This window comes from Streptomyces sp. NPDC007088, from assembly GCF_042869355.1.
Taxonomy (GTDB): Bacteria; Actinomycetota; Actinomycetes; order Streptomycetales; family Streptomycetaceae; genus Streptomyces.
On the sequence record NZ_JBIAFO010000004.1, the window covers coordinates 407089 to 427851 of the forward strand.

16 protein-coding genes are annotated in these 20763 nt (G+C 73.8%); 10 read left to right on the forward strand and 6 right to left on the reverse strand.

Annotated features, from left to right (window positions below; all coding sequences use genetic code 11):
- Positions 1 to 89 precede the first annotated feature (89 nt).
- The gene (locus tag ACFYMP_RS09575) at positions 90 to 518 is read right to left on the reverse strand and encodes a DUF6643 family protein (protein ID WP_388853225.1); all 429 of its coding nucleotides are present in this window, start codon (positions 516 to 518) and stop codon (positions 90 to 92) included.
- A 148-nt stretch (positions 519 to 666) separates the two neighbouring features.
- On the reverse strand, positions 667 to 2307 hold the full coding sequence (locus ACFYMP_RS09580; protein WP_388853228.1) for a family 20 glycosylhydrolase: 1641 nt from the start codon (positions 2305 to 2307) through the stop codon (positions 667 to 669).
- Between the two features lie 191 nt (positions 2308 to 2498).
- Here ACFYMP_RS09580 and ACFYMP_RS09585 point away from each other — a divergent pair, with 191 nt between their 5' ends.
- Positions 2499 to 3812 carry a glycoside hydrolase family 1 protein gene (locus ACFYMP_RS09585; protein ID WP_388853231.1) on the forward strand — a complete coding sequence of 438 codons (1314 nt, stop codon included), beginning with the start codon at positions 2499 to 2501 and terminating at the stop codon, positions 3810 to 3812.
- 10 nt (positions 3813 to 3822) lie between these two features.
- Positions 3823 to 4410 carry a TetR/AcrR family transcriptional regulator gene (locus ACFYMP_RS09590; RefSeq protein ID WP_388853234.1) on the forward strand — a complete coding sequence of 196 codons (588 nt, stop codon included), beginning with the start codon at positions 3823 to 3825 and terminating at the stop codon, positions 4408 to 4410.
- Positions 4411 to 4475: 65 nt separating this feature from the next.
- Here the strand turns inward: ACFYMP_RS09590 and ACFYMP_RS09595 are convergent, their stop codons facing one another.
- Positions 4476 to 5708 carry a serine hydrolase domain-containing protein gene (locus ACFYMP_RS09595; protein ID WP_388853237.1) on the reverse strand — a complete coding sequence of 411 codons (1233 nt, stop codon included), beginning with the start codon at positions 5706 to 5708 and terminating at the stop codon, positions 4476 to 4478.
- 79 nt (positions 5709 to 5787) lie between these two features.
- Positions 5788 to 8160 (reverse strand): glycoside hydrolase family 3 C-terminal domain-containing protein, encoded by a 2373-nt coding sequence (locus ACFYMP_RS09600; protein ID WP_388853240.1) that lies wholly within the window; start codon positions 8158 to 8160, stop codon positions 5788 to 5790.
- 438 nt (positions 8161 to 8598) lie between these two features.
- On the opposite strand from ACFYMP_RS09600, the gene ACFYMP_RS09605 reads away from it, so the two are divergent.
- Positions 8599 to 9510, forward strand: a complete 912-nt coding sequence (locus tag ACFYMP_RS09605) for an SGNH/GDSL hydrolase family protein (RefSeq protein WP_388853243.1) — start codon at positions 8599 to 8601, stop codon at positions 9508 to 9510.
- Between the two features lie 32 nt (positions 9511 to 9542).
- On the opposite strand, the gene ACFYMP_RS09610 is transcribed toward ACFYMP_RS09605, so the two are convergent.
- The gene (locus ACFYMP_RS09610) at positions 9543 to 10232 is read right to left on the reverse strand and encodes a TetR/AcrR family transcriptional regulator (RefSeq protein WP_388853246.1); all 690 of its coding nucleotides are present in this window, start codon (positions 10230 to 10232) and stop codon (positions 9543 to 9545) included.
- Positions 10233 to 10522: 290 nt separating this feature from the next.
- On the opposite strand from ACFYMP_RS09610, the gene ACFYMP_RS09615 reads away from it, so the two are divergent.
- The 4 genes from ACFYMP_RS09615 to ACFYMP_RS09630 all read left to right on the forward strand — a co-directional run bounded on the left by ACFYMP_RS09615 (position 10523) and on the right by ACFYMP_RS09630 (position 15945).
- The gene (locus tag ACFYMP_RS09615; RefSeq protein WP_388853249.1) at positions 10523 to 12064 is read left to right on the forward strand and encodes an ABC transporter substrate-binding protein; all 1542 of its coding nucleotides are present in this window, start codon (positions 10523 to 10525) and stop codon (positions 12062 to 12064) included.
- A 211-nt stretch (positions 12065 to 12275) separates the two neighbouring features.
- Positions 12276 to 13217, forward strand: a complete 942-nt coding sequence (locus ACFYMP_RS09620; RefSeq protein WP_388853252.1) for an ABC transporter permease — start codon at positions 12276 to 12278, stop codon at positions 13215 to 13217.
- Positions 13214 to 15085 (forward strand): dipeptide/oligopeptide/nickel ABC transporter permease/ATP-binding protein, encoded by a 1872-nt coding sequence (locus ACFYMP_RS09625; protein ID WP_388853255.1) that lies wholly within the window; start codon positions 13214 to 13216, stop codon positions 15083 to 15085. The genes ACFYMP_RS09620 and ACFYMP_RS09625 overlap by 4 nt, the downstream gene beginning before the upstream one ends.
- The gene (locus tag ACFYMP_RS09630; RefSeq protein WP_388853258.1) at positions 15082 to 15945 is read left to right on the forward strand and encodes an ATP-binding cassette domain-containing protein; all 864 of its coding nucleotides are present in this window, start codon (positions 15082 to 15084) and stop codon (positions 15943 to 15945) included. Before ACFYMP_RS09625 ends, ACFYMP_RS09630 begins: the two co-directional genes overlap by 4 nt.
- 154 nt (positions 15946 to 16099) lie before the next feature.
- Here the strand turns inward: ACFYMP_RS09630 and ACFYMP_RS09635 are convergent, their stop codons facing one another.
- Positions 16100 to 17326: a glycosyltransferase gene (locus ACFYMP_RS09635; RefSeq protein WP_388853261.1), complete on the reverse strand. Its 1227-nt coding sequence runs from the start codon at positions 17324 to 17326 to the stop codon at positions 16100 to 16102.
- Positions 17327 to 17385: 59 nt separating this feature from the next.
- On the opposite strand from ACFYMP_RS09635, the gene ACFYMP_RS09640 reads away from it, so the two are divergent.
- The 3 genes from ACFYMP_RS09640 to lnt all read left to right on the forward strand — a co-directional run bounded on the left by ACFYMP_RS09640 (position 17386) and on the right by lnt (position 20581).
- Positions 17386 to 18165 carry a glutamate racemase gene (locus ACFYMP_RS09640; protein ID WP_388853264.1) on the forward strand — a complete coding sequence of 260 codons (780 nt, stop codon included), beginning with the start codon at positions 17386 to 17388 and terminating at the stop codon, positions 18163 to 18165.
- Positions 18166 to 18288: 123 nt separating this feature from the next.
- Positions 18289 to 18858, forward strand: coding sequence for a hypothetical protein (locus ACFYMP_RS09645; protein WP_388853267.1), 570 nt, complete (start codon positions 18289 to 18291; stop codon positions 18856 to 18858).
- A gap of 106 nt (positions 18859 to 18964) precedes the next feature.
- Positions 18965 to 20581: an apolipoprotein N-acyltransferase gene (lnt, locus tag ACFYMP_RS09650; RefSeq protein ID WP_388853270.1), complete on the forward strand. Its 1617-nt coding sequence runs from the start codon at positions 18965 to 18967 to the stop codon at positions 20579 to 20581.
- The last annotated feature ends 182 nt before the right edge of the window (positions 20582 to 20763 follow it).

A 20763-nucleotide genomic window follows, 5' to 3' on the forward strand; every position in this document is an offset into this window, starting at 1 on the left:
CCCCTCCTGTCACGCGCAGCGTCCGGTCTCTCCTCCACCTCAGGGGGGAGGAGAGACCGGACGCGGGCTGCCGGGGCGGTGGCGAGACCTCAGTAACCCCGGTAGGGACGGTTGTACGGATCTTCGTAGGGCGCGGGCGCGGGGCGCGCGGCCTCGTAGCCCTGGGGCGGCGCGGGGCGGTAGGCCTGTTGCTGCGGCGGCCCGGGATAGGGGGCGCGCTGCGCGCCGGCCTGCTGCGGGATGTACGGCGTCGGAGCCTGCTGGAGCGGTGCCGGCTGCGACGCCTGGGGATACCCGTAGTACGAAGGAGGGGACGGGGGCGCGGGCGCCGCCGGCAGGGCCGGCAGAGCCGACGGGAGAGCGGGCAGGTTACTGCTCGACTCGTACAGGGAGGGCACCCGGATCGGCGCGATCTGCGGCGTGCCCCGCTCCGCCACGAGCGAGTCGTAGATCGGAGTGTCCGGGAAAGACGGCGCGGAGTAGTAGCCGCTGCCGTAAGTGGGGCGGGGGGAGGTCATGGCACATAAGTTAAGCCCACGATGTGCTGATTGGGGAGCCCCAATCGTGTGCTTATCCGATTTACGCTGGTTCTCGCTGCTTGCCCTGGTGAAACCTTGGCTTGATCTGGCGAAACATCAGCGCGACATCCCCCGGCGGCAACACGGTTCAGACCCAGGCGATCTCCGTACCTTCCAGGTGGGTGAGACCCCGCTCCCGCCAGAGCCGCCCGTGCCCTGCGAGCCGCTCGCGGTACTCCTCCCACTGGGGCGCCCGGCCCGTCCACGCCGTCTCGGCGACCGAGGCGAGCCGGGGCAGCAGCAGGAAGGTGAGGTCGGCGAGTCCGCGCACGGACTCGCCGAACACCGTGGCCTCGACGCCCGCGACGCTCTCCTCGGGCACCCCGTGCGCCGAGGGGTCCCAGGCGGCCGTGTACGCCACACTCCGCGCCGGATACGAGGGGAAGCCGAGCCGGGCGGCGTCCTCGGCCTGCTGTGGCGGCACGATGGCGGGCGCGTACGGCCGGTCGAGATAGAGGTGGGACTGCGGCGAGAGCAGCACCTTCCCACCGCCCGAGAGGATGCGCTCCAGATCCTCGTCGGCCGAGGCGAAGAACCGCCGCAGGGCCTCGATGAACCCCATCGTCTGCCCCAGGGCGAGGAGTTCGGGGCGGGCGTCCAGAGCCGCCTGATCGGCGGGCAGTTCCATCATCGGGACGTCCACCCAGAACTGCGCGAGGTCCTCCGGTCCGATGCCCGCGCGGCTGGACTCCTGCCAGCCGAGCGGTCGTTTGCCGTGCGCGCGCACCGAGGCGCGCAGCGCGCGCACGGCTTCTGCGAAGCTGTCGGCGGTCATGCCCACGGCCTCGTCGCCGCCGATGTGCACCCACGGCCCGTCGGTGAGCGCGCTCAGTTGGGCGAACACCGTGTCCACGAGGGCGTGGGTCCGCTCGTCCTGGAGGTCCAGGGGCGCCACGAAGGGGAAACGTCCGGACAGCTCGGGCGGGCACGGGGCGGCGGGCAGGCCGGGTACGGCGGCGCGCAGGGTCCCGCAGTGCCCCGGAAGGTCGATCTCGGGGACGACCGTGAGGAAGCGTTCGGCCGCGTACCGCTGGAGTTCCGTGTACTCCCGCGCCGTGTAGTGCTCGCTCCCGTCCGCCGTCAGCTCCGGCAGCGTGGGCAGTTCCAGGCGCCAGCCCTCGTTGTCGGTGAGGTGCAGGTGCAGCACGTTGAACTTGTAGAGCGCGGCCAGGTCGATGATCCGGCGCAGTTCGGCGGGGCTCAGGAAACCGCGCGCGGGGTCGACCATCAGGCCGCGCCACGCGTAGTGGGGCGCGTCGGTGCGCACGTGGTGTCCGAGCACGGAGTCGTCCGCGTCCTCCGGCCCCGCGGTGGAGAGCAGTTGGAGCGCCGTCGTGCCCGCGCGGAACAGGCCCTGCGTGGTGGCCGCGTGGCAGTGGACACCGGAGCCGTCCACGGTCAGCCGGTACGACTCGTCGGCCGGGGTGTCGAGCCCGGCGGGCGACACGCCGTGAGGCGTGGCCCCGTACGAGGTGTCGCCGAGGGCGAACGTGAGCTCCAGCGCCTCGGCCGGCTCCCCGCCCCGCACCTCCCCGCCCTGGCCGAACGGCAGCAGCCGGTCCCCGAGGTGCGGGGCGAGCAGGGTGTGCAGGGTGCGGGCCAGCGGCACCAGCTCGGGATCGGCGGTCCGCAGGCGCCAGGGACCGCGCACGGGCACGGTGCCACCCGCGCCGACGGTCTCGCACGGGCCGGTGGACGGGATGAGGGGGGCCGGTCGGACAGCGGGCATGAGGGGCTCCGGTCGCTCGGCCCCGGCGGCCGGAGTCCGCGGAGGGCGGGTGGCTCGTCCGGGGCGGTCGGTCTTCGCAGGCGGGCACTACTGCCGACGCGCTGCCGCATGTACGCTAACACCAAAACCGATCAATGAACGCTTTTCAAGGAGGGTGGCCAACCGGCCCTCCGGACGAAAGGACGCCCCGCATGCCGCGCCCCGTATCTCCCGGTCACCCCCTGCCCGAGGGCTTCCTCATGGGCGCCTCCACCTCGGCGCACCAGATCGAGGGGAACAACCACGCGAGCGACTGGTGGGCCCTGGAGCACCGGCCCGGCACCTTCGTCACCGAGCCCAGCGGCGACGCCGCCGACAGCTGGCACCGCTGGCCCGAGGACATGGACCTGCTGAGCGAACTCGGTTTTAACGCCTACCGGTTCAGCATCGAGTGGGCCCGGATCGAGCCGGAACCCGGACGGGTCTCCCGGGCCGCGCTGCTGCACTACCGGGACATGGTGCGCGGCGCCCTGGAGCGCGGGCTGCAACCCGTCGTCACCCTCCACCACTTCACCAGTCCCCGCTGGTTCACCGAGCGGGGCGGCTGGAGCGCGCCGGAGGCCACCGAGCTGTTCGCCGGCTACGCGCGCACCGTGCTCCCGGTGCTCGCCGAGGGGGTCCGGTACGTCGCGACGATCAACGAGCCCAACATGATCGCGCTCATGCACACGCTGCTGCGCGCCGCGCGCCCGGAAGACCGGGGCGCGGGCACGGAGGGCGCCGCGGCCCACGTCGCCCGCGCGCTGCCCGACGCCCAGGTCACCGAGGCGCTCGTCGCGGCCCACCGGGCGGCCCGCGCGGTCCTCAAGGAGGCGCTCCCGGCGCTGCGGGTCGGCTGGACCGTGGCCAATCAGGTCTACCAGGCACAGCCGGGCGCGGAGGAGGCCACGGCCGCCCACGCCCACCCCCGCGAGGACGTCTTCCTCGAAGCGGCGCGTGGCGACGACTGGGTGGGCGTCCAGTCCTACACCCGCACCCGCGTCGGCCCCGAGGGACCACTGCCGGTCCCGGAGGGCGCGGAGACCACGCTGACCGGCTGGGAGTACTACCCGCAGGCCCTCGCCGAGGCGATCCGGCACACCGCCGCCGTCACCGGGCCGGGGGTACCGGTCCTCGTGACCGAGAACGGCATCGCGACGGCCGACGACCGTCGCCGTGTCGCCTACACGGCGGCCGCGCTCGCGGGCCTCGCGGAGACGCTGCGCGAGGGCGTCGACGTACGCGGCTATCTGCACTGGAGCGCCCTCGACAACTACGAATGGGGCACCTACGGACCGACCTTCGGGCTCATCGCCGTCGACCCCGAGACCTTCGCCCGCACCCCCAAACCCTCGGCGCGCTGGCTGGGCGCCCTCGCCCGCTCCGGTCGCCTCCCGGCGGACGGGGAGGCGGGACACGAGGGCGGCACGGGAGCCCGCGGGCCGGCCGTCGCGCCCGGCCCGGCCCAGGCCACCAGCGGACGTTAGGCTGTCGACCATGCCGAAGAGAGGCCCGTACGAGAAGGGCGAGGCCAAGCGCCGCGAGATCCTCCAGGCCGCGCTGGACATCTTCGCGGCCGAGGGGTACCGGGGCACCTCCCTGCGCAAGGTGGCCGCCCGGTGCGAGCTGAGCCTGCCCGGCCTCATGCACTACTTCGCCTCCAAGGAGGACCTGCTCACCCAGGTGCTCCGGATGCGCGACGAGTCCGCGCGCGAGCGGCACGGGGGGCGCGAGGAGCCGCAGCGGTTCCGGGAGATCGTCCGGGAGGGGGCCGGCACCCCCGGGCTCGTCGAGCTGTTCGTGTCGATGGCCGCGGCGGGCAGCGACCCGGAGCACCCGGCGCACGCCCTGTTCTCCGAGCGCTACCAACTGCTGCGCGGCCAGCTGGCGGAGCACATCCGCCGGCGCGTGGAGGCGGGGGAGATGGTCTCGGCCGTGCCGCCGGAACGGCTCGCGGTGCTGCTGCTCGCCGTCGCGGACGGCGTCCAGCTCCAGTGGCTCAACGACCGCTCCGTCGACATGGAGCAGACCGTCGACGACATGCAACTGCTGCTGACCGCCCGGGGCGCTCAGGCGGTGGACTGACGTACGGACGGGGGCCACCGGTCGCTTTGGCGGCCCCCGTCCCGTCTCCCTTGCGCGCCCGCCCCTCAGGGGCTCGTCCCCCGTGTGCGGGCATCCCCAGCAGCGCCCGGCTCCCCTGCCTCCACGATCCGTCGCACCGCCCGCGTCCACGGCAGCCAGCGCGGATCGGGCCCCCGCTCCGGCACCCAGCTCATCGCGGTGCAGGTGTAGGCGAGGCTCACCCCGCTCTCCGGGTGGGCCAGTCCGAGCCGGCCGCCCGCCCCCGCGTGCCCGAAGGAACCGGGGCCGAGCAAGGGCTCTCCCGGGCGCGGGAGTTCGAAGCCGAGACCGAAGCGCGAGCGGTCGGGCCCGTCGAGACGGTCCAGAGGGGCGGGCGGCGCGAGTGGATCGGTGACGCAGGTGCGCGCCCGCTCGACCGTCGACTCGCCCAGCAGCCGCACCCCGTCCACCGGACCGAGCAGCGCCGCGTACAGGCGCGACAGGGACCGCGCGTTGCCGATGCCCCCCGCTCCCGGGAGCTGCGCCGCGCGCCCCCGCCGGGTGCCGAACCCTTCGACGACCGCGCGCAGTTCGCCGAAGCTCGCGAGGAGCGCCGTCGTCAGGGGACGGCCGGGATCGAGCCCGGCCGCCGCCAGCGCGGCCGTCACCTCTTCCGGGGCCGGGGGCGGTCGCTCGGGGCTGCTGAACTGCGGGACGAAGCGGTACTCCTCCGTCTGCGGCAGTCCGAACCACAGGGCGAGACCGAGCGGCCCCGCGACCTCCTCGGCGAGGAAGGCGCCCGGCGAGCGGCCGTCGGCCCGCCGGATCAGCTCGCCGGTCAAGTGGCCGAAGGTGAGCGGGTGGTAGAGGAAGGCGCTGCCCGGAGTCCAGACGGGCGCGGCGGCGGCCAGTGCCCCGGCGCAGGCGTCCCAGTCGTACAGTTCCGGGACGCCGAGCCCGCCACCGAAGGCGGGCAGCCCGGCCCGGTGGGCGAGCACGTCGGCGACCGTGGTGTGCTCCTTGCCGTGCCTCCCGTACTGGGGCCAGTAGTGGACCACGGGAGCGTCCAGCCGCAGGAGCCCGCGCTCGGCGAGGAGATGCGCGCACACCGCGAGCACCCCTTTGCCGGCCGACATGAGGACGCCGACCGAGTCCCCGTCGAAGGGGCGCCCGGCGGCCGGGACTTCGGCGGGCGTTGCTTCCCGGGGGTCCGGCGAGGGAACCGCCCAGAGGTCCACCACCTGCTCCCCCCGGTGGTGCACGGCCAGTTGTGCCGCGCCCGAGTCGCCGTACTGCCCCTCGGCGAAGGCGGTTCGCACGCTCTCCCAGCCGGGCGCCGTCGTCCCCTCGACGCGGGGCGCGCCCCGCTCCCGGGAGGGCGCGGACCCGCGCCCCGGCTCAGGCACCGCCGACCGGTTCTCCCGGCGCGGCCGCGCTCGCCCCAAAGGCCGCGCGTGCCTCGGCCTCCGCCGCGAGCGCGGACAGCTCTTCTGGGGCGATCGGGCTGATGGGAAAGTCCGCGATGACGGAGAGCGGGACATCGGTCAGGAAGCGCAGCAGCGCCGGGTCGGAGAGCGAGGGGCCCTCCGCGGGCGCGTCCGCCGCCGCCCTGGCCCGGCCGATGTGCTCCAGCAGTACCGCCGATCCGGTCGGGTGGGACAGCCACTCGCCGAGCGTGCCGCGTGCGGTGAGCCGCTCCCGGCTCGGGTCCGCGGCGAGTTCGAGCGCGGCGTCGAGACGGATGTCCCGCGAGGAGGATCCGGCCTCGATCCGGTACGTGCCGCCCTCGACGTGCCAGCCGCCCTCCCGCACGCTGTAGTACGCGAGATCGGCGCGTGGCACCGTCAGCTCCACTGTCCGCTCCTCGCCGGGAGCCAGCTCGACCGCCGCGAAGGCGCGCAGTTCACGGACCGGGTGGGTAAGCCGGGAACCGGCCGGCGGACGGCTGTAGATCTGGACGATCTCACGGCCTGGGCGCCGGCCGGTGTTCGCGACCTTCACGCGCACGGACACCACTTCGCCCCCGGCCGCGTCCACGGTCCCCACTTCCAGATCCCGGTACGCGAAGCTCGTGTACGAGAGTCCGTGCCCGAAGGGGAAGGCGACGGGACGCTCGGCGGCGTCGTATCCCCGGTAGCCCACGAACACGCCCTCGCCGTAGCGCACGTGCCCTTCCTCACCGGGGAAGGACAGGTGGCTGGGGGAGTCGGCGAGCCGCAGCGGGACCGTCTCCGCGAGCTTGCCTGAGGGGTTGACCGCGCCGAAGAGCACCCGGGCCAGCGCGCCCCCGCCCGCCTGACCGAGGAGCGCCCCGTCGACCAGCGCGGGCACCTCCTCCTGCCAGGGGGAGGTGCGGACGACACCGCCGTGCGAGAGGACGGCCACGACCCGCGGGTTCGTCGCCACCAGGCTTTCCAGCAGCGCGAGTTGTTCCCCGGGCAGATCGATGTGCGTGCGGTCGAAGCCCTCGGACTCCTCCTCGACCGGCAGCCCGAGGAAGACGAGTACCACGTCGGCGCCGCTCGCGAGGGCCAGGGCCTCGGCGGCCAGGTCCGGTGCCTCCGGGGTCCGCGGCGGGGCACCGGGCAGGGCGTAGCCCGGAGCGAAGCCGACCGTGGCGCCGGTGGACTGCTCCCGCAGCGCGTCGAGCGGGGTGTCCAGCCGCGTGGGGGTCACCTGGGAGCTGCCACCGCCCTGGTAGCGGGGCGTACGGGCGAGTTCACCGACGACGGCGATCCGGCCCGTGGCCGGGGAGAGCGGCAGCAGCCCTCCCTCGTTCTTGAGCAGCACCACACACCGTTCCGCCGCCTCGCCCGCGAGGTGGTGGTGCGCCTGTGCGGAGTGGGGCCGGCCCGCTCCGCCCTCGGCCGCCGCGCCGTGCGCGACCCGCCGCGCGAACCGCGCGAGCCGCTCCACGGCGCGGTCCAGCACCGCCTCGTCGAGCGCTCCGCTCTCCACGGCGGCCGTCACCTCGCGGTCGGTGCGTCCGCCCACCGCGGGCATCTGGAGGTCGAGCCCGGCGCGCAGCGCGGCCACCCGGTCGCGTACCGCGCCCCAGTCGGACACGACGATCCCGTCGAAGCCCCACTCCTCGCGCAGGATGCCGGTCAGCAGGCGCGCGCTCTCGGTGACGGGGGTGCCGTTCACCCCGTTGTACGAGGCCATCACCGTCCACGGGCGGGCCGTGCGCACGATGCGTTCGAAGGCGCGCAGGTACAGCTCGCGCAGGGGGCGCTCGTCGACGTCGGCGGAGACCCTCATCCGGTCGGTCTCCTGGTTGTTGGCGGCGTAGTGCTTGAGGGAGGCGCCCACCCCCGCCTCCTGGAGCCCCTCGACCATGGCGCCGCCCAGCGCCGCGGAGAGCAGCGGGTCCTCGGAGAAGTACTCGAAGTTGCGGCCGCACAACGGCGAGCGCTTGAGGTTGACGCCGGGGCCGAGCAGCACCCCGATGCCGTGCGTGCGCGCCTCGGCCGCGAGCGCTCTGGCCACCCTGCGGGCCAGCCCCGGGTCCCAGGAGTTGCCCAGGGCCACGGCGGGCGGGAAGCAGGTCGCGGGGGTGGCGCTGCGCAGTTCGAGCTGGCCGCCGTCGCCGTTCTGGCGGGGCAGCCGCAGCCCGTGCGGACCGTCGGACAGGGTGACGGCCGGGATGCCGGCCGCCTCGTTCGCCTCGGTCGTGAAGTCACTCGCGCCACTGGTGAGAGCGGCCTTGTCGGCGAGCGGCAGGGTGGCCGGGCTCCGGTCGCCGGTGGACGGCCGAGCGTGCTGAGTCATGCGGGATACCTGCCGGTTCGTGGAGGAGATGGCTGAGGCGGGGGCGCTGCGCGCGGTCGGGGCGGCGCACCGGGGCGGGCGTCGGCCGCGACACCGCCGGGGCCGGAGGTCTTCGGAGACGGCGGGCCCGCGCCCCGAGGGGCCGGGGGCCGAGGAGGGCGGCCGCGACGGTCCGGAGGAGAAAAACCGTATGGTGATCGGTTTTCACTGTCAAGAGGTGGCCCGCGACCGGAGGGTAACTGGGCGGCCCAGGGGAGGGGTGTGTGGCCCGGGTGCCCGTGTGCCGTCCAGGTTCCTCGTGTCGCGCGCATTGACGGGCGGAAACCGATCGACGTACGGTTTTCGCGCTCAAGGTGCCCTACCGACCGGACGGAATGCACCGGACGGCCGGTGGTGCCCGGGGCCCCTGTCCCTTCGGCCAGTCGATGAGGAACGGTCATGAAGGCAAGACTCCAGCAGTTCCCGTGTATCCGTCCCGGGCGTCGCGCCCGCCACCGGCTCGGCGCGGGCGCCCTGACGCTCGCGCTCGGCGCCCTGCTCGCCTCGGTGCCCCAGGCGCAGGCCGCCCCGCGCGAGCAGGCGGCGGCCGCCGAACGCTATGTGGCGCTCGGCGACTCCTACACCTCCGGCCCCAGGCTCGGCACCCAGGTCGACAGCGCGTGCGGGCGCTCCGACGTCAACTACCCGTCCCTCGTCGCTCGGGCGCTGACCCCCGCGTCCTTCACCGACGTCAGTTGCTCGGGCGCCGACACGACCCACATGACGGGCCCCCAGGGAGAGGCCCCGCCACAACTCGACGCGCTCGCTCCCGACACGACGCTCGTGACCCTCGGCATCGGCGGCAACGACCTCGACCTGCCCGCCCTGCTGGGCCGCTGCATCGTCCTCGGCGCCCTGCTGCCGTACGGGGCGCCCTGCAAGACCTCCTACACGCTGCACGGGACCGACGAGGTCACGGCGCGCATCGACGGCGTCGCGCCGAAGGTCGACGCCGTGCTCGACGAGATCCACCGTCGCTCCCCGAGGGCCAGGGTGCTGCTCGTCGGCTACCCGGTGATCCTGCCCGAGGACGGCGGCAACTGCCACGGCACCGTCTCCCTCTCCTCGGGCGACGCCCCCTGGATCAGGGACAAGGAGAAGCAGTTCAACGAGATGCTCGCGCGGAGCGCGGCACTGCACGGTGCCCGCTACGTGGACACCTACACCCCCTCCGTCGGGCACGACCTCTGCAAGCCGGCCGGTACGCGCTGGGTCGAGCCCGCCGACTCGGACACCACGGCCGGGCTGCATCCCAACGAGGCGGGGCACCGTTCCGCGGCCGCCGCCGTGCTGGCCGCGACCGGAGGCTGAGCGCGGTGCCCGGCGAGCCGGCCGTGCGCGGCTCAGGCCACCTCCGGCTCCGGCGCGGCCCGGCCGGCCGGGCCGGGGGGCGGGGCCTGCTCGCCGGGCCAGGGCGTCGGCGGCAGCGTCACGCCCAGTTGGTGCAGGAAGGCGCGGACCGAGGTGTGCATGTCCACGGCGCCCGGCTCCAGCAGCCACTGCGTCTGCAGGCCGTCCATCAGGGCCAGCAACTGCTGCGCCACCGAGGCCGGGTCGTGGTGCAGCGGGGGCTCGTGCTCCGCGAAGAGCCGGGTGAACAGCACCGTCGTGCGCTCCCGCAGTACCCGGTAGCGGTTCACGAAGTAGGCGCGCGCCGGGTGGTCGGGATCGGACGCCTCCCCGGAGAGCTTGACGTACAGCCCGACCAGGCCGGGGGTGCGCGCGTTGCGTGCCACGACGTACACGAGCCGCATGAGCCGTTCGGTGGGGTCGCTGGAGGCGTCCGGCGGGAAGAGGCGCTCGGCGTCCTCCTGGTCCCGTCTGCTGAGGACCTGGGTCAGCAGAGCCTCCTTGCCCGGGAAGTGGTGCAGCAGCCCGGCGTGGGTCAGTCCCGCGTGGGCGGCGATGTCCCGCAGCGAGACGGCGTGGAAGCCGGAGCGGGAGAACAGCTCCGTGGCCGCGTCGAGGATGCGGGCACGGGTGCGGTCGCCCTTGCTCGGTCGTGGACGGGGCGCGAGTGGCTGCTGGCTCAACGGGGTGACCTCCTGCGGTCGACGGGTGGTGCGGAGGGAGCGTCCGAAGTGGTGTGCCGCGGTGGTGGTGGGCTCCTGCGGCGCGAAGGGCGGGGGAGCGCCCCGTCGTGTTCGGTGACGGGGCGCGAAAACCCTGACCCGGAAGCGAACTTACCAGTTGGTTGATTTTTATCGAGGGAAACCTACCAAGTGGTCAGTTCTGTGTGTAAGCTCGCCGCCAATCTCGCCGGAACGTTCGTTGCCGGCCCTTGCCGCAACCTCGTTGCCGGCCCTCCAGACGGAGTCGACCCATGAGCAGAACCTCTCGAACCGGTGCCCTGACGGCCTGTGCCGCCGCGGCCTCGCTGGTGCTCGCCGGCTGTGCCGGCTCCGCGGGCACCACCGCGGGCGCGGGCTCGAAGACCCTGAACGTCGCGACGCTCACCGCCGCGCAGAGTCTCGATCCCGCGTCCGCCACCGGCAGCGCCCTCCCGTACTTCCAGGCGGTCTACGACACGCTCGTCAAGCGCGCCCCGGACGGTTCGTACCAGCCGATGCTGGCCACGAAGTGGAGCTGGGACACCGGCCGCACCCGGCTGTCCCTCACCCTGCGCAAGGGGGTGAAGTTCAGCGACGGCACACCCTTCGACGGCGAGGCGGTCAGCGCCAACATGACGCACTTCAAGAAGGGCGGCGGTGCCTCGGCCAAGACCCTGAACGTGCTGAAGAAGGTCGAGGTCCGGGACGCGACCCACGTGACGCTCGTGCTCACGAGCCCCGACCCCGCGATGCTCTTCTACCTGAGCGACGCGGCCGGCCTCATGGCGAGCCCCGCCGAACTCTCCGGCGACAGCCTCAAGACCAGCCCGGTCGGCACCGGTCCCTACACCCTCGACAAGGGAAGGACAGCCGTCGGCACCAAGTATGTCTTCAGCCGCAAGAAGGACTACTGGGGCGAGGAACTGCCGTACCGGACGCTGACCATGAGCGTCTTCGACAATGAGACCGCCGTCGTCAACGGACTCAAGACCGGCCAGATCGACACCGCCCTGCTCCAGGCGGCCGACCAGCAGACCTCCGTGGAGGCCGATCCGCGGCTGAAGACCAGCAAGCAGTCCATCGACTTCCAGGGACTGCTCCTCTTCGACCGTTCCGGGGTCCACACCCCCGCACTGCGCGAGGCCAAGGTCAGGCAGGCGCTCAACTACGCGGTCGACCGGCCGACGATGCTCAAGAAGATCCGCCTCGGGCGCGGGGAGACCACCGCCCAGGTCTTCGGCCCCGAGACGGGGGCGTACGACAAGAAGCTCGACTCCGCCTACGCCTACGACCCCGAGAAGGCCAGGAAGCTGCTCGCCGCGGCCGGGTACGCCAAGGGCTTCACGCTCAAGTTGCCGAGGGTCTCGGCCATCGTCAGCGACGCCCTGGCCTCCTCCCTGCAGGCCGACCTCAAGGCCGTCGGGATCAAGCTCGTCTGGGACCAGCTCGACGCCTCCAGCGCGATCCAGAAGATCTACACCGACCGTGCCTACTCCGGCATGGTCATGAACATCGGCCAGGCCGCCGCCGACTGGATCACCGTGCAGGACCTCGTGTCCCCCGGCGCCTTCAACATGTTCGGCTCCACCGACGCGACCGTGCGGCGTCTGGTCCCGCGAGTCCAGCGGGAGACCGGGGACAAGGCCCGCACGGCCGCCAGGCAGCTCAACCAGCACCTCGTGGACGAAGGCTGGTTCGTGCCCTTCTACCGGATGACCTACCTCCTGGTCACCGACGACTCGGTGACCGCGGAACCGCAGTCCGGGATGGCCGTTCCCTCGATCTACAACTACCGGCCCGCCGGGGCCGCGTGACCCCGGTGGCCGGGGTGGCGCCGGCCGGGGCACGCCCCGCCCCCGGCCGCCCCCGACGGACGGCCCGCCCGGCCCGCCCCGGCCACCGGAACCGCTCCCGCCGCCCGCCCTCGCCCGCTCGCGAGATCCCGCGCGTTCCCCCGAACTCCCGCGACCGTCACCACGATCGCCTCCGCGGACACCACCGCGCCCACGACCGATATCGAGTGCCATGCTGAATTTCGTCATCCGCAGAATCGCCTCGGGAGTGCTCCTCCTGTTCGTGGTCTCCCTCCTCTCCTACCTGCTGCTCTCGGTGCCGCACCTCGATGTCGGCCGCCAGCTCCTGGGCCAGGAGGCCGGCCAGGACGTCGTGGACGCCAAGAACGCCTCCCTCGGCCTCGACCGCCCGGTCCTCACCCAGTACGCGGAGTGGCTCGGCCACGCCGTCCGGGGAGACCTCGGCACCTCCTGGTACACGAGCGAGGACGTCACCCAGGCCGTCGCGGGCCGACTGCCCGTGACCCTCAGCCTCATGCTGGGCGTCACGCTGGTGACCACCGTCGTGTCCTTCGTGCTCGGCGTGTGGGCCGGGGTCCGCCGCGGCGCCGTCGACCGCGTCGTGCAGATCCTCGGCGTCGTCGGCTACGCCCTGCCCGGCTTCCTGGTGACCCTCGTCATCGTGCTGCTGTTCGCCGTCCGGCTGAACTGGTTCCCCGCCATCGGCTACACCCCCTTCACCGACTCGCCCTCGGGCTGGCTCTCGACGGTCACCCTGCCGATCGCCGCGCTGTCCCTCGCCTCCGTCGCGGGCGTCTCGCAGCAGGTGCGCGGCTCCGTCATCGACGTCCTGCGCCAGGACTACGTCCGCACCCTGCGCGCCCGCGGGCTCCCCCCGCACCGCGTCGTCCTGCGGCACGTCCTGCGCAACGCCTCCGCCCCCGCGCTCTCCGTGCTCGGCATGCAGTTCGTCGGGCTGCTGGGCGGCGCCGTCCTGGTCGAGCAGATCTTCGGGCTCCCCGGCATCGGCTCCATGACCGTCACCTACACCACACGGGGCGACATCCCGGTGATCATGGCGCTGGTCATGCTCACGGTCATCGGGGTCGTCCTCATCAACCTCCTCGTCGACGTCCTGATCGGCTGGCTTAACCCGAAGGCGAGGGTCGCGTGAGCGAGAACCTCCAGGCCGTGGCGGCCGTGACCGACGCGAGCGACCCGGCGGACGCCCCCCGCGCGGACGGAACACCCCCCGCGGAGCCCACCACGCCGGACGCGCCCGCCCGTCCGGGCCACGGCCTCCTGCACCGACTCCTGCGGCACCCGCTGGGCGCGAGCTCCGCCGGCCTGCTCCTGCTCATCGTGCTCGCCGTCCTTTTGGCCCCCGTGCTGGCCCCCCAGGACCCGGGGGCCTCCTCGCTCAGCGGCGCCTTCGCCGGGGCGGGCGGGGGACACCCGCTCGGACTCGACTCGGCCGGCCGCGACATCCTCTCCCGCCTGCTGTACGGCGGCCGGGAGACCCTCGGCGGCGCGGTGCTCTCCCTCGCGGTCGGGCTGCTCCTCGGGGTGCCCTCGGGGCTGTACGCCGGCTACCGGGGCGGCCGCTTCGACGCGGTGGCGGGCTGGATCGTCAATCTGGTCATGGCGCTGCCCGCGATGGTCGTCCTGCTCGCGAGCCGCGCGATCCTCGGCCCGAAGGTGTGGGTGCTCATGCTCGTCCTCGGCGTGCTCGTCGCGCCGAGCTTCTACCGCCTGGTGCGCGGTCTGGTGGCGAACGTCCGGGGCGAGCTGTACGTCGACGCCGCACGCGTCTCCGGCCTGACCGACCGCAGGATCGTCGCCCGCCACATCCTCATCGTGGTCCGCGCACCCGTCATCATCCAGGTCGCGCTCGTCGCCGGGATCGCCATCGGCCTCCAGGCGGGCCTCGAATTCCTCGGCATCGGCAGCGGTTCAGCGCCCACCTGGGGCGCGATGCTCGAAGAGGCGTTCCAGAACATCCAGCGCGCACCCGTGCTCATGCTCTGGCCCGGACTCGCCCTCGGCCTCACCAGCGGCGCCCTCGTCCTGCTCGCCGCCGCCCTGCGGGACCTCCTGGAGGACCGGGGCACGACCCGCCGCCGCTCCACCCGCCGCGCCCCGGAGCCCGTGCGGCCCGCCGCGCGCGAGACCGGCGCGCACACGGCGGCGGACGCCGCGGACCGCGGCGAACTGCTCTCCGTGCGGGGCCTCACGGTCGCGTACGGCCTCCCGGACGGCTCGGACAAGGAGGTCGTGCACGGCGTCGACCTCGACGTGGCACCCGGCGAGATCCTCGGCCTGGTCGGCGAGTCCGGTTCGGGCAAGACCCAGACCGCCTTCTCCGTCCTCGGCCTCCTCCCGGCGGGCGGCGCCGTCACCCGGGGCAGCGTCACCGTCGAGGGGCACGAGGTCGTCGGACTGCCCGAGAAGCGGCACCGCTCCCTGCGCGGCACCGTCATCGGCTACGTACCGCAGGAGCCCATGAGCAATCTGGACCCCGCGTTCACCATCGGCAGCCAGCTCGTCGAACCCCTGCGGGTCACCCTCGGGCTGAGCCGTGCCGAGGCCCGCACACGCGCCCTCGACCTGCTGCGCACCGTCGAGATCCCCGACCCGGAACGGGCCTTCCGCGCCTATCCGCACGAGATATCCGGGGGCATGGCCCAGCGCGTCCTGATCGCCGGCGCCATCTCCTGCGAGCCGAGACTGCTGATCGCCGACGAGCCGACCACCGCCCTCGACGTCCGCGTCCAGGCGGAGATCCTCGCGCTGCTGCGCCGGCTGCGCGCGGAACGGGGGCTCGGCATCCTCCTCGTCACCCACAACCTCGGAGTCGTCGCCGACCTCTGCGACCGGGTGGCCGTCATGAGCGAGGGACGCGTCGTCGAGACGGGCGCCGTCGAACAGGTCCTGCACGCGCCCCGGCACCCCTACACCCGCACCCTGCTGGACGCCGTGCTCGACGAGGTGCCGGCACGGGCCCCCTGGCAGCCGGCACACACGAAGGGCACGACCGTATGAGCACCGAGCAGGCTTCGGCCGAGAGCGCCTCGCAACCGCTCCTCGACATCCGCGACCTGCGGGTGTCCTTTCCCGGCAAGGGCTGGCGCGCCCCGCGCGCCGAGGTGCTCAAGGGCGTGAGCCTCGACATCGGGGCGGGGGAGACCCTGGGCCTGGTCGGCGAATCCGGCTCGGGCAAGACGACCATCGGGCGCGCCGTCCTCGGCCTCGTCCCGGTGAGCGGGGGCGGCATCACCTTCGCGGGCGAACGCCTCGACGGCATGAAACCCGCCCGCAGACGCGCCCTGGGCGGGGACCTCCAGGTCATCTTCCAGGACCCCTACACCTCCCTCAACCCGTCCAGGACGGTCGGTGACACCCTCGCCGAGCCCCTGCTCGGCCAGGGGGTGGGGGCCAAGGAGGCGCGCGGCCGTGTCGGCCGCTTCCTGGACCGCGTACGGCTGCCCGCGGACGCCGCAGCCCGGCTGCCGAGGGAGTTCTCCGGAGGGCAGCGCCAGCGCGTCGCCATCGCCCGTGCCCTCGCGCTGCGCCCGCGCCTGATCGTGTGCGACGAACCGGTCTCCGCGCTCGACCTCACCACACAGGCGGCGGTGCTCGAACTGCTCCTGGAGATCCAGGAACAGACCGGCGTCTCCTACCTCTTCGTCTCGCACGACCTGTCCGTGGTCCGTTACATGAGCCACCGGGTCTCCGTCATCCACCACGGCGAGATCGTCGAGACCGGCCCCGCCGACACCGTCACCCGCACCCCGCGGCACCCCTACACCCGCACCCTCCTGCTCTCGGCCCCGGTCGCGGACGTCGCCCGCCAGCGCGCCCGGCGCGAGGAGGCGGAACGCCTGCGCGAGGACGCCGCCTGACCCGCACCCGCTCTCCGGAGGAGCCCGGCACGACTGGTGACGGGCTCCTCCCGGCGTTCACCCGCTGAGGCGGCGGCCGATGAGCCCGGCACGCTCGCCCGGCGGTGCGGGCCACCCCCGCCGCCGGCTGCCCGGCCCCGCCGAGGGGGCCCGCTCAGCCCTCCCGCACGCTCCCGGCCTCCGGCTCCCCCGTGCCCGGTCCCGGTCCCGGGAACACGGTCTGCGGCTCGGGCCGTGCGTAGGTGCGGCCCTTCCAGGCCGCGCCCCTGCCCCGGTAGTGCTGCACCGCCGAGTCCACCGTCATCAGCAGGTACAGGAACGCGGTGACCGGCAGCAGCAGCGAAAGGAGCGGGTTCTGCCCGTAGTAGCGCAGCATCGGCAGGTAGGTCGCCGTCATCACGAGCCAGGCCGCCGCCCCGGCTGCCGCGACCACCGCGTCACCGGCGGCCAGACCCACGGTCAGGGCGAGCGGCGGTACCAGATAGACCAGCGCGAGACCGAGCACCGTCCCCAGCAGGACCAACGGTTGGTGGCGCAGTTGCGCGTAGGCGCTGCGCGCGATCATGCGCCACAGGTCGGCCAGCCGCGGGTAGGGACGCACGCTGTCCACCCGCTCGGCGAGGCCCAGCCAGATCCGCCCGCCGCCGCGCTGCACGGCGCGCGCGAGAGCGACGTCGTCGATGACCGACTGCCGGATCACGTCCGGCACCCCCACCGCGACAGCGGTGCTCGTGCGCAGCAGGACGCACCCCCCGGCCGCCGCCGCCGTCCGCGCGCGCGGACGGTTGATCCACCGGAAGGGGTAGAGCTGCGAGAAGAAGTAGACGAAGGCCGGAACGACCATGCGCTCCCACAGGCTCGCCACCCGCAGGCGCGCCATCTGCGACACCATGTCGAGGCCGTTGCCCTCCGCGGCCGCCACCAGCGAGCGCAGGCTGTCCGGCTCGTGCGCGATGTCCGCATCCGTCAGCAGCAGGAACTCCGGTTCCCGCTCCCGGGCCAGGGCGATCCCGTGCCGCACCGCCCACAGCTTCCCCGTCCAGCCGTTCGGCGGCTCTCCCGGCGACACGATCCGCAGCGGCAGCCCGCCGTACGTCGAGGCCAGCGACCGGGCCAGCTCCCCGGTCCCGTCCGTGCTCCCGTCGTCCACCAGCACCACCTCCGCGTGCCCCGGGTACTCCTGCTCCAAGAGCGAGGGCAGGCTCAGCGGCAGCACCTCCGCCTCGTCCCTCGCGGGCACCACCACCGCCACCGAGGGCCAGCGCGCGGGATCGCGCCGAGGCGGCAGGCGCACGTCGGTACGCCAGAAGAAGCCCTGGCCCAGCAGCAGCCACAGCCACGCGGCGAGGGAGACAACGGAGATCCACACGACGACACTCATCCGCCGCAGTCTGCCACCACGCCCGGGAGGCGCACCGGCCCTTCGACTATGGTGAGTGGGTGAAGATCGCGCTCATGGACTCCGGAATCGGGCTGCTGCCGGCCGCTGCCGTCCTCCGCGGACTGCGGCCCGACGCCGACCTCCTCCTCTCCAGCGACCCCGAGGGAATGCCCTGGGGACGCCGCAGCTCGCAGGACCTCACCCGGCGTGCCCTCGCCGTCGCCGAGGCCGCCGCCGCCCACCGCCCGGACGCCCTCGTGGTCGCGTGCAACACCGCCACGGTGCACGCCCTGCCCGCGCTGCGCGCCCGCTTCGAGCCCGGCCTCCCCGTGATCGGCACCGTGCCCGCGATCAAGCCGGCCGCGACCGGTGGTGGCCCCGTCGCGATCTGGGCGACCCCCGCCACCACGGGCAGCGCCTATCAGCGCGGACTGATCGCCGAGTTCGCCGCCGGTGTCGAGGTCACCGAGGTGCCCTGCCCGGGGCTGGCCGACGCCGTCGAGCAGGGCGACGAGGCGGCCGTCGACGCCGCTGTCGCCGCCGCGGCCGCCCGTACACCCCGCGAGGTGTCGACCGTCGTCCTGGGCTGCACCCACTACGAACTCGTCGCCGACCGTATCCGCGCCGCGCTGCGCGGCCCCGGCGAACCCCCGCTCGTGCTGCACGGCTCGGCGGGGGCGGTCGCCGCCCAGGCCCTGCGACGCGTCGCAGGCACCCCCGACCTCACCCGAACGGGCGGGCTCACGGTCCTGCTGAGCGGGCAGGAGGGCGCCCTGCCGCCCGCCGCCCTCCAGTACGCCGAGGGCCGTCTGCTGAGCGGGGTGGGCGCCGCCCACTGAGGCGGGCCGGCCAGAACTCCCTCCCCGCCGCCGGCGTGAAGGATCTTTCCCCGGCGAAAAGGGACGCGGGTCACGGTGCGCGACAAGGCGCCTTCACGGCGGAACCTGAGTACCCTCAACGCCATGAGGTACCCACCCCACGACGAGGCCGCCCGGGACGACAGCGGGGCTCACCCCGAGGTCTGGGAGGGCCGCGCCACCAACCACGCGCAGTGGGTGCTCGCGCTCGCGGGCGCCGCCTGTCTGGCCCTGGGCATCGCCCTGGCCGTCAACTCCAGCTGGACCTCGGGCGTCGCGGCGCTCGCCGTCTCGGTGGTCGGCTGCCTGCTGGCCGGGCTGCTCATCCTCTTCGGCACGCTCGCGTTCGTGAGCGTCGCCGTCCGCGTCGACCACGACACCCTGGAGGTCCGCTGCGGCCACATCGGGGTGCCGCGCCGCGTGATCCCGCTCTCCCACGTCGTCCAGGCCGACTTCGACCCGTCCGTCACCCCACGCCACTGGGGCGGTTACGGCTACCGCTGGCGGCCGGAGATGGGCACCGGCGTCGTCGTCCGCCGCGGCGAGGGCGTCGTGCTGCGGCTGGGCGACGGACGCAAGTTCACCTTCACCGTGGACGAGGCCGAGGCGGCCGTGCGGGAGATCCGCAGACGCCTCCATCTCTACGGCGGCCCGTCCGCCGCACCGGGTACCTGACCCGCTGCGCGCCCCCCCCGCCGGGGAGGGGCGCGCTTTTTTCGCGAACCGGGCATGAGGGGAAGGCCACACCCGCGCGGCCCGGCCGCGCCGTAGACTCCGGAGAGTGACCGTCACCCTCACCCCGCTGGACGACTCAGCGCCCCCCGGCCCCGCCCGCAGGGGAGAGCGGCTGGTGCGCCGGCTCGCACCCGCCGTCGTCTCCGCCCTCGCCGGGCTGCTGCTGTACCTGAGCTTCCCGCCGCGCACCCTGTGGTGGCTCGCCCTGCCGGCCCTCGCCGCGTTCGCCTGGGTCCTGCACGGACGCACCTGGAAGGCGGGGCTCGGCCTCGGCTACCTCTTCGGCCTGGGCTTCTTCCTGCCGCTGCTCGTGTGGACCGGGGTCGAGGTGGGCTCCGGACCCTGGCTCGCGCTCGCCGCCGCCGAGGCCGTGTTCCTCGCCCTCGTCGGGGCCGCCGTCGCCCCGGTGACCCGGCTGCCGGGCTGGCCGCTGTGGGCCGCCGCGCTGTGGACGGCGGGGGAGGCGGCTCGGGCGCGCGCCCCGTTCGGGGGCTTCCCCTGGGGCAAGATCGCCTTCGGCCAGGCCGACGGGGTCTTCCTCCCGCTCGCCGCCCTCGGTGGCACCCCGGTCCTCGGCTTCGCCGTCGCCCTGTGCGGGTTCGGCCTGTACGCCGCCGTCCGTGCCGTCCTCGCGTACCGCCGGGACGGCCTCCTGCCGCGGGCCACCGCGCTCACCGCCGGGCTCGCCGTCCTGCTCCCGGTCGGCGCGGCCCTCGCCGCCCGCCCGCTCGTCTCCGACCGCGCCGAGAACGGCACCGCGACCGTCGCCGTGATCCAGGGCAACGTGCCACGCGCCGGCCTCGGCTTCAACGAGCAGCGGCGCGCCGTACTCGACTACCACGTCAAGGAGACCAAGCGGCTCGCCCAGCGGATCAGGGCCGGGAAGGTCAAGCAGCCCGACTTCGTGCTGTGGCCGGAGAACTCCTCCGACATCGACCCCTTCCGCAACCCCGACGCGAGCGAGGTCATCGACGAGGCCGCCAAGGCGGTCGGGGCGCCCATCTCGGTCGGCGGCGTCGTCCAGAAGGCGGACGGCGGGCTCTACAACGAGCAGATCCTGTGGGACCCGGCGCAGGGCCCCACCGCCACCTACGACAAGCGCCAGATCCAGCCCTTCGGCGAGTACCTTCCGATGCGCTCGCTTCTCGCCAGGATCAACGACAGCTGGACCACGATGGTCGCCCAGGACTTCAGCCGCGGCGACAGACCCGGCGTCTTCACCATGGACGGGACGAAGGTCGGCATCGCCACGTGTTACGAGGCGGCCTTCGACTGGGACGTGCGCGACACCGTCACTCACGGGGCCGAGATGATCTCGGTACCGAGCAACAACGCGACCTTCGACCGCAGCGAGATGACCTACCAGCAGCTCGCGATGTCCCGGGTCCGGGCCGTCGAGCACAGCCGCAGCGTCACCGTCCCGGTGACCAGCGGGGTCAGCGCCGTGATCCGACCCGACGGACGCATCGTGCAGAGGACCGGGATGTTCACCCCGGCCACCCTCGTCGACGAGGTGCCGCTGCGCACCTCGCGGACTCCGGCGACCCGCATGGGCACGCTCCCCGAGGCGCTGCTCGTCCTGGTGGCCGCCGCGGGGCTCGGCTGGACGATCGCCGCGGCGGTCCGCCGCCGGCGCGACGGGGGCCACCCGCAGGACGCGTAGGAGCGGGGAAGACGGCTGCGGGCCAGGGCCCGAGGCCCTGGCCACGCGCTTGCGGACCCCCTGTTCAGCAAGGACGCCGTCAAGGAGACCCTCGCGGACACCCTCAGCCCGCTCCGGCCGTGGGCTGCGAGGACCGGGAATGGAGCAGGACGCTCGGCACCGCGGCCGCCGAGACGCTCTGG

Bases quoted from the DNA above. Each gene is read 5' to 3' on its own strand.
- ACFYMP_RS09585 (WP_388853231.1), top strand. From the start codon at position 2,499: ATGCCGCGCCCCGTATCTCCCGGTCACCCCCTGCCCGAGGGCTTCCTC.
- ACFYMP_RS09575 (WP_388853225.1), bottom strand. From the start codon at position 518: ATGACCTCCCCCCGCCCCACTTACGGCAGCGGCTACTACTCCGCGCCG.
- ACFYMP_RS09580 (WP_388853228.1), bottom strand. From the start codon at position 2,307: ATGCCCGCTGTCCGACCGGCCCCCCTCATCCCGTCCACCGGCCCGTGC.
- ACFYMP_RS09615 (WP_388853249.1), top strand. From the start codon at position 10,523: ATGAGCAGAACCTCTCGAACCGGTGCCCTGACGGCCTGTGCCGCCGCG.
- ACFYMP_RS09620 (WP_388853252.1), top strand. From the start codon at position 12,276: ATGCTGAATTTCGTCATCCGCAGAATCGCCTCGGGAGTGCTCCTCCTG.
- ACFYMP_RS09645 (WP_388853267.1), top strand. From the start codon at position 18,289: ATGAGGTACCCACCCCACGACGAGGCCGCCCGGGACGACAGCGGGGCT.
- ACFYMP_RS09605 (WP_388853243.1), top strand. From the start codon at position 8,599: ATGAAGGCAAGACTCCAGCAGTTCCCGTGTATCCGTCCCGGGCGTCGC.
- ACFYMP_RS09630 (WP_388853258.1), top strand. From the start codon at position 15,082: ATGAGCACCGAGCAGGCTTCGGCCGAGAGCGCCTCGCAACCGCTCCTC.
- ACFYMP_RS09600 (WP_388853240.1), bottom strand. From the start codon at position 8,160: ATGACTCAGCACGCTCGGCCGTCCACCGGCGACCGGAGCCCGGCCACC.
- ACFYMP_RS09590 (WP_388853234.1), top strand. From the start codon at position 3,823: ATGCCGAAGAGAGGCCCGTACGAGAAGGGCGAGGCCAAGCGCCGCGAG.
- ACFYMP_RS09635 (WP_388853261.1), bottom strand. From the start codon at position 17,326: ATGAGTGTCGTCGTGTGGATCTCCGTTGTCTCCCTCGCCGCGTGGCTG.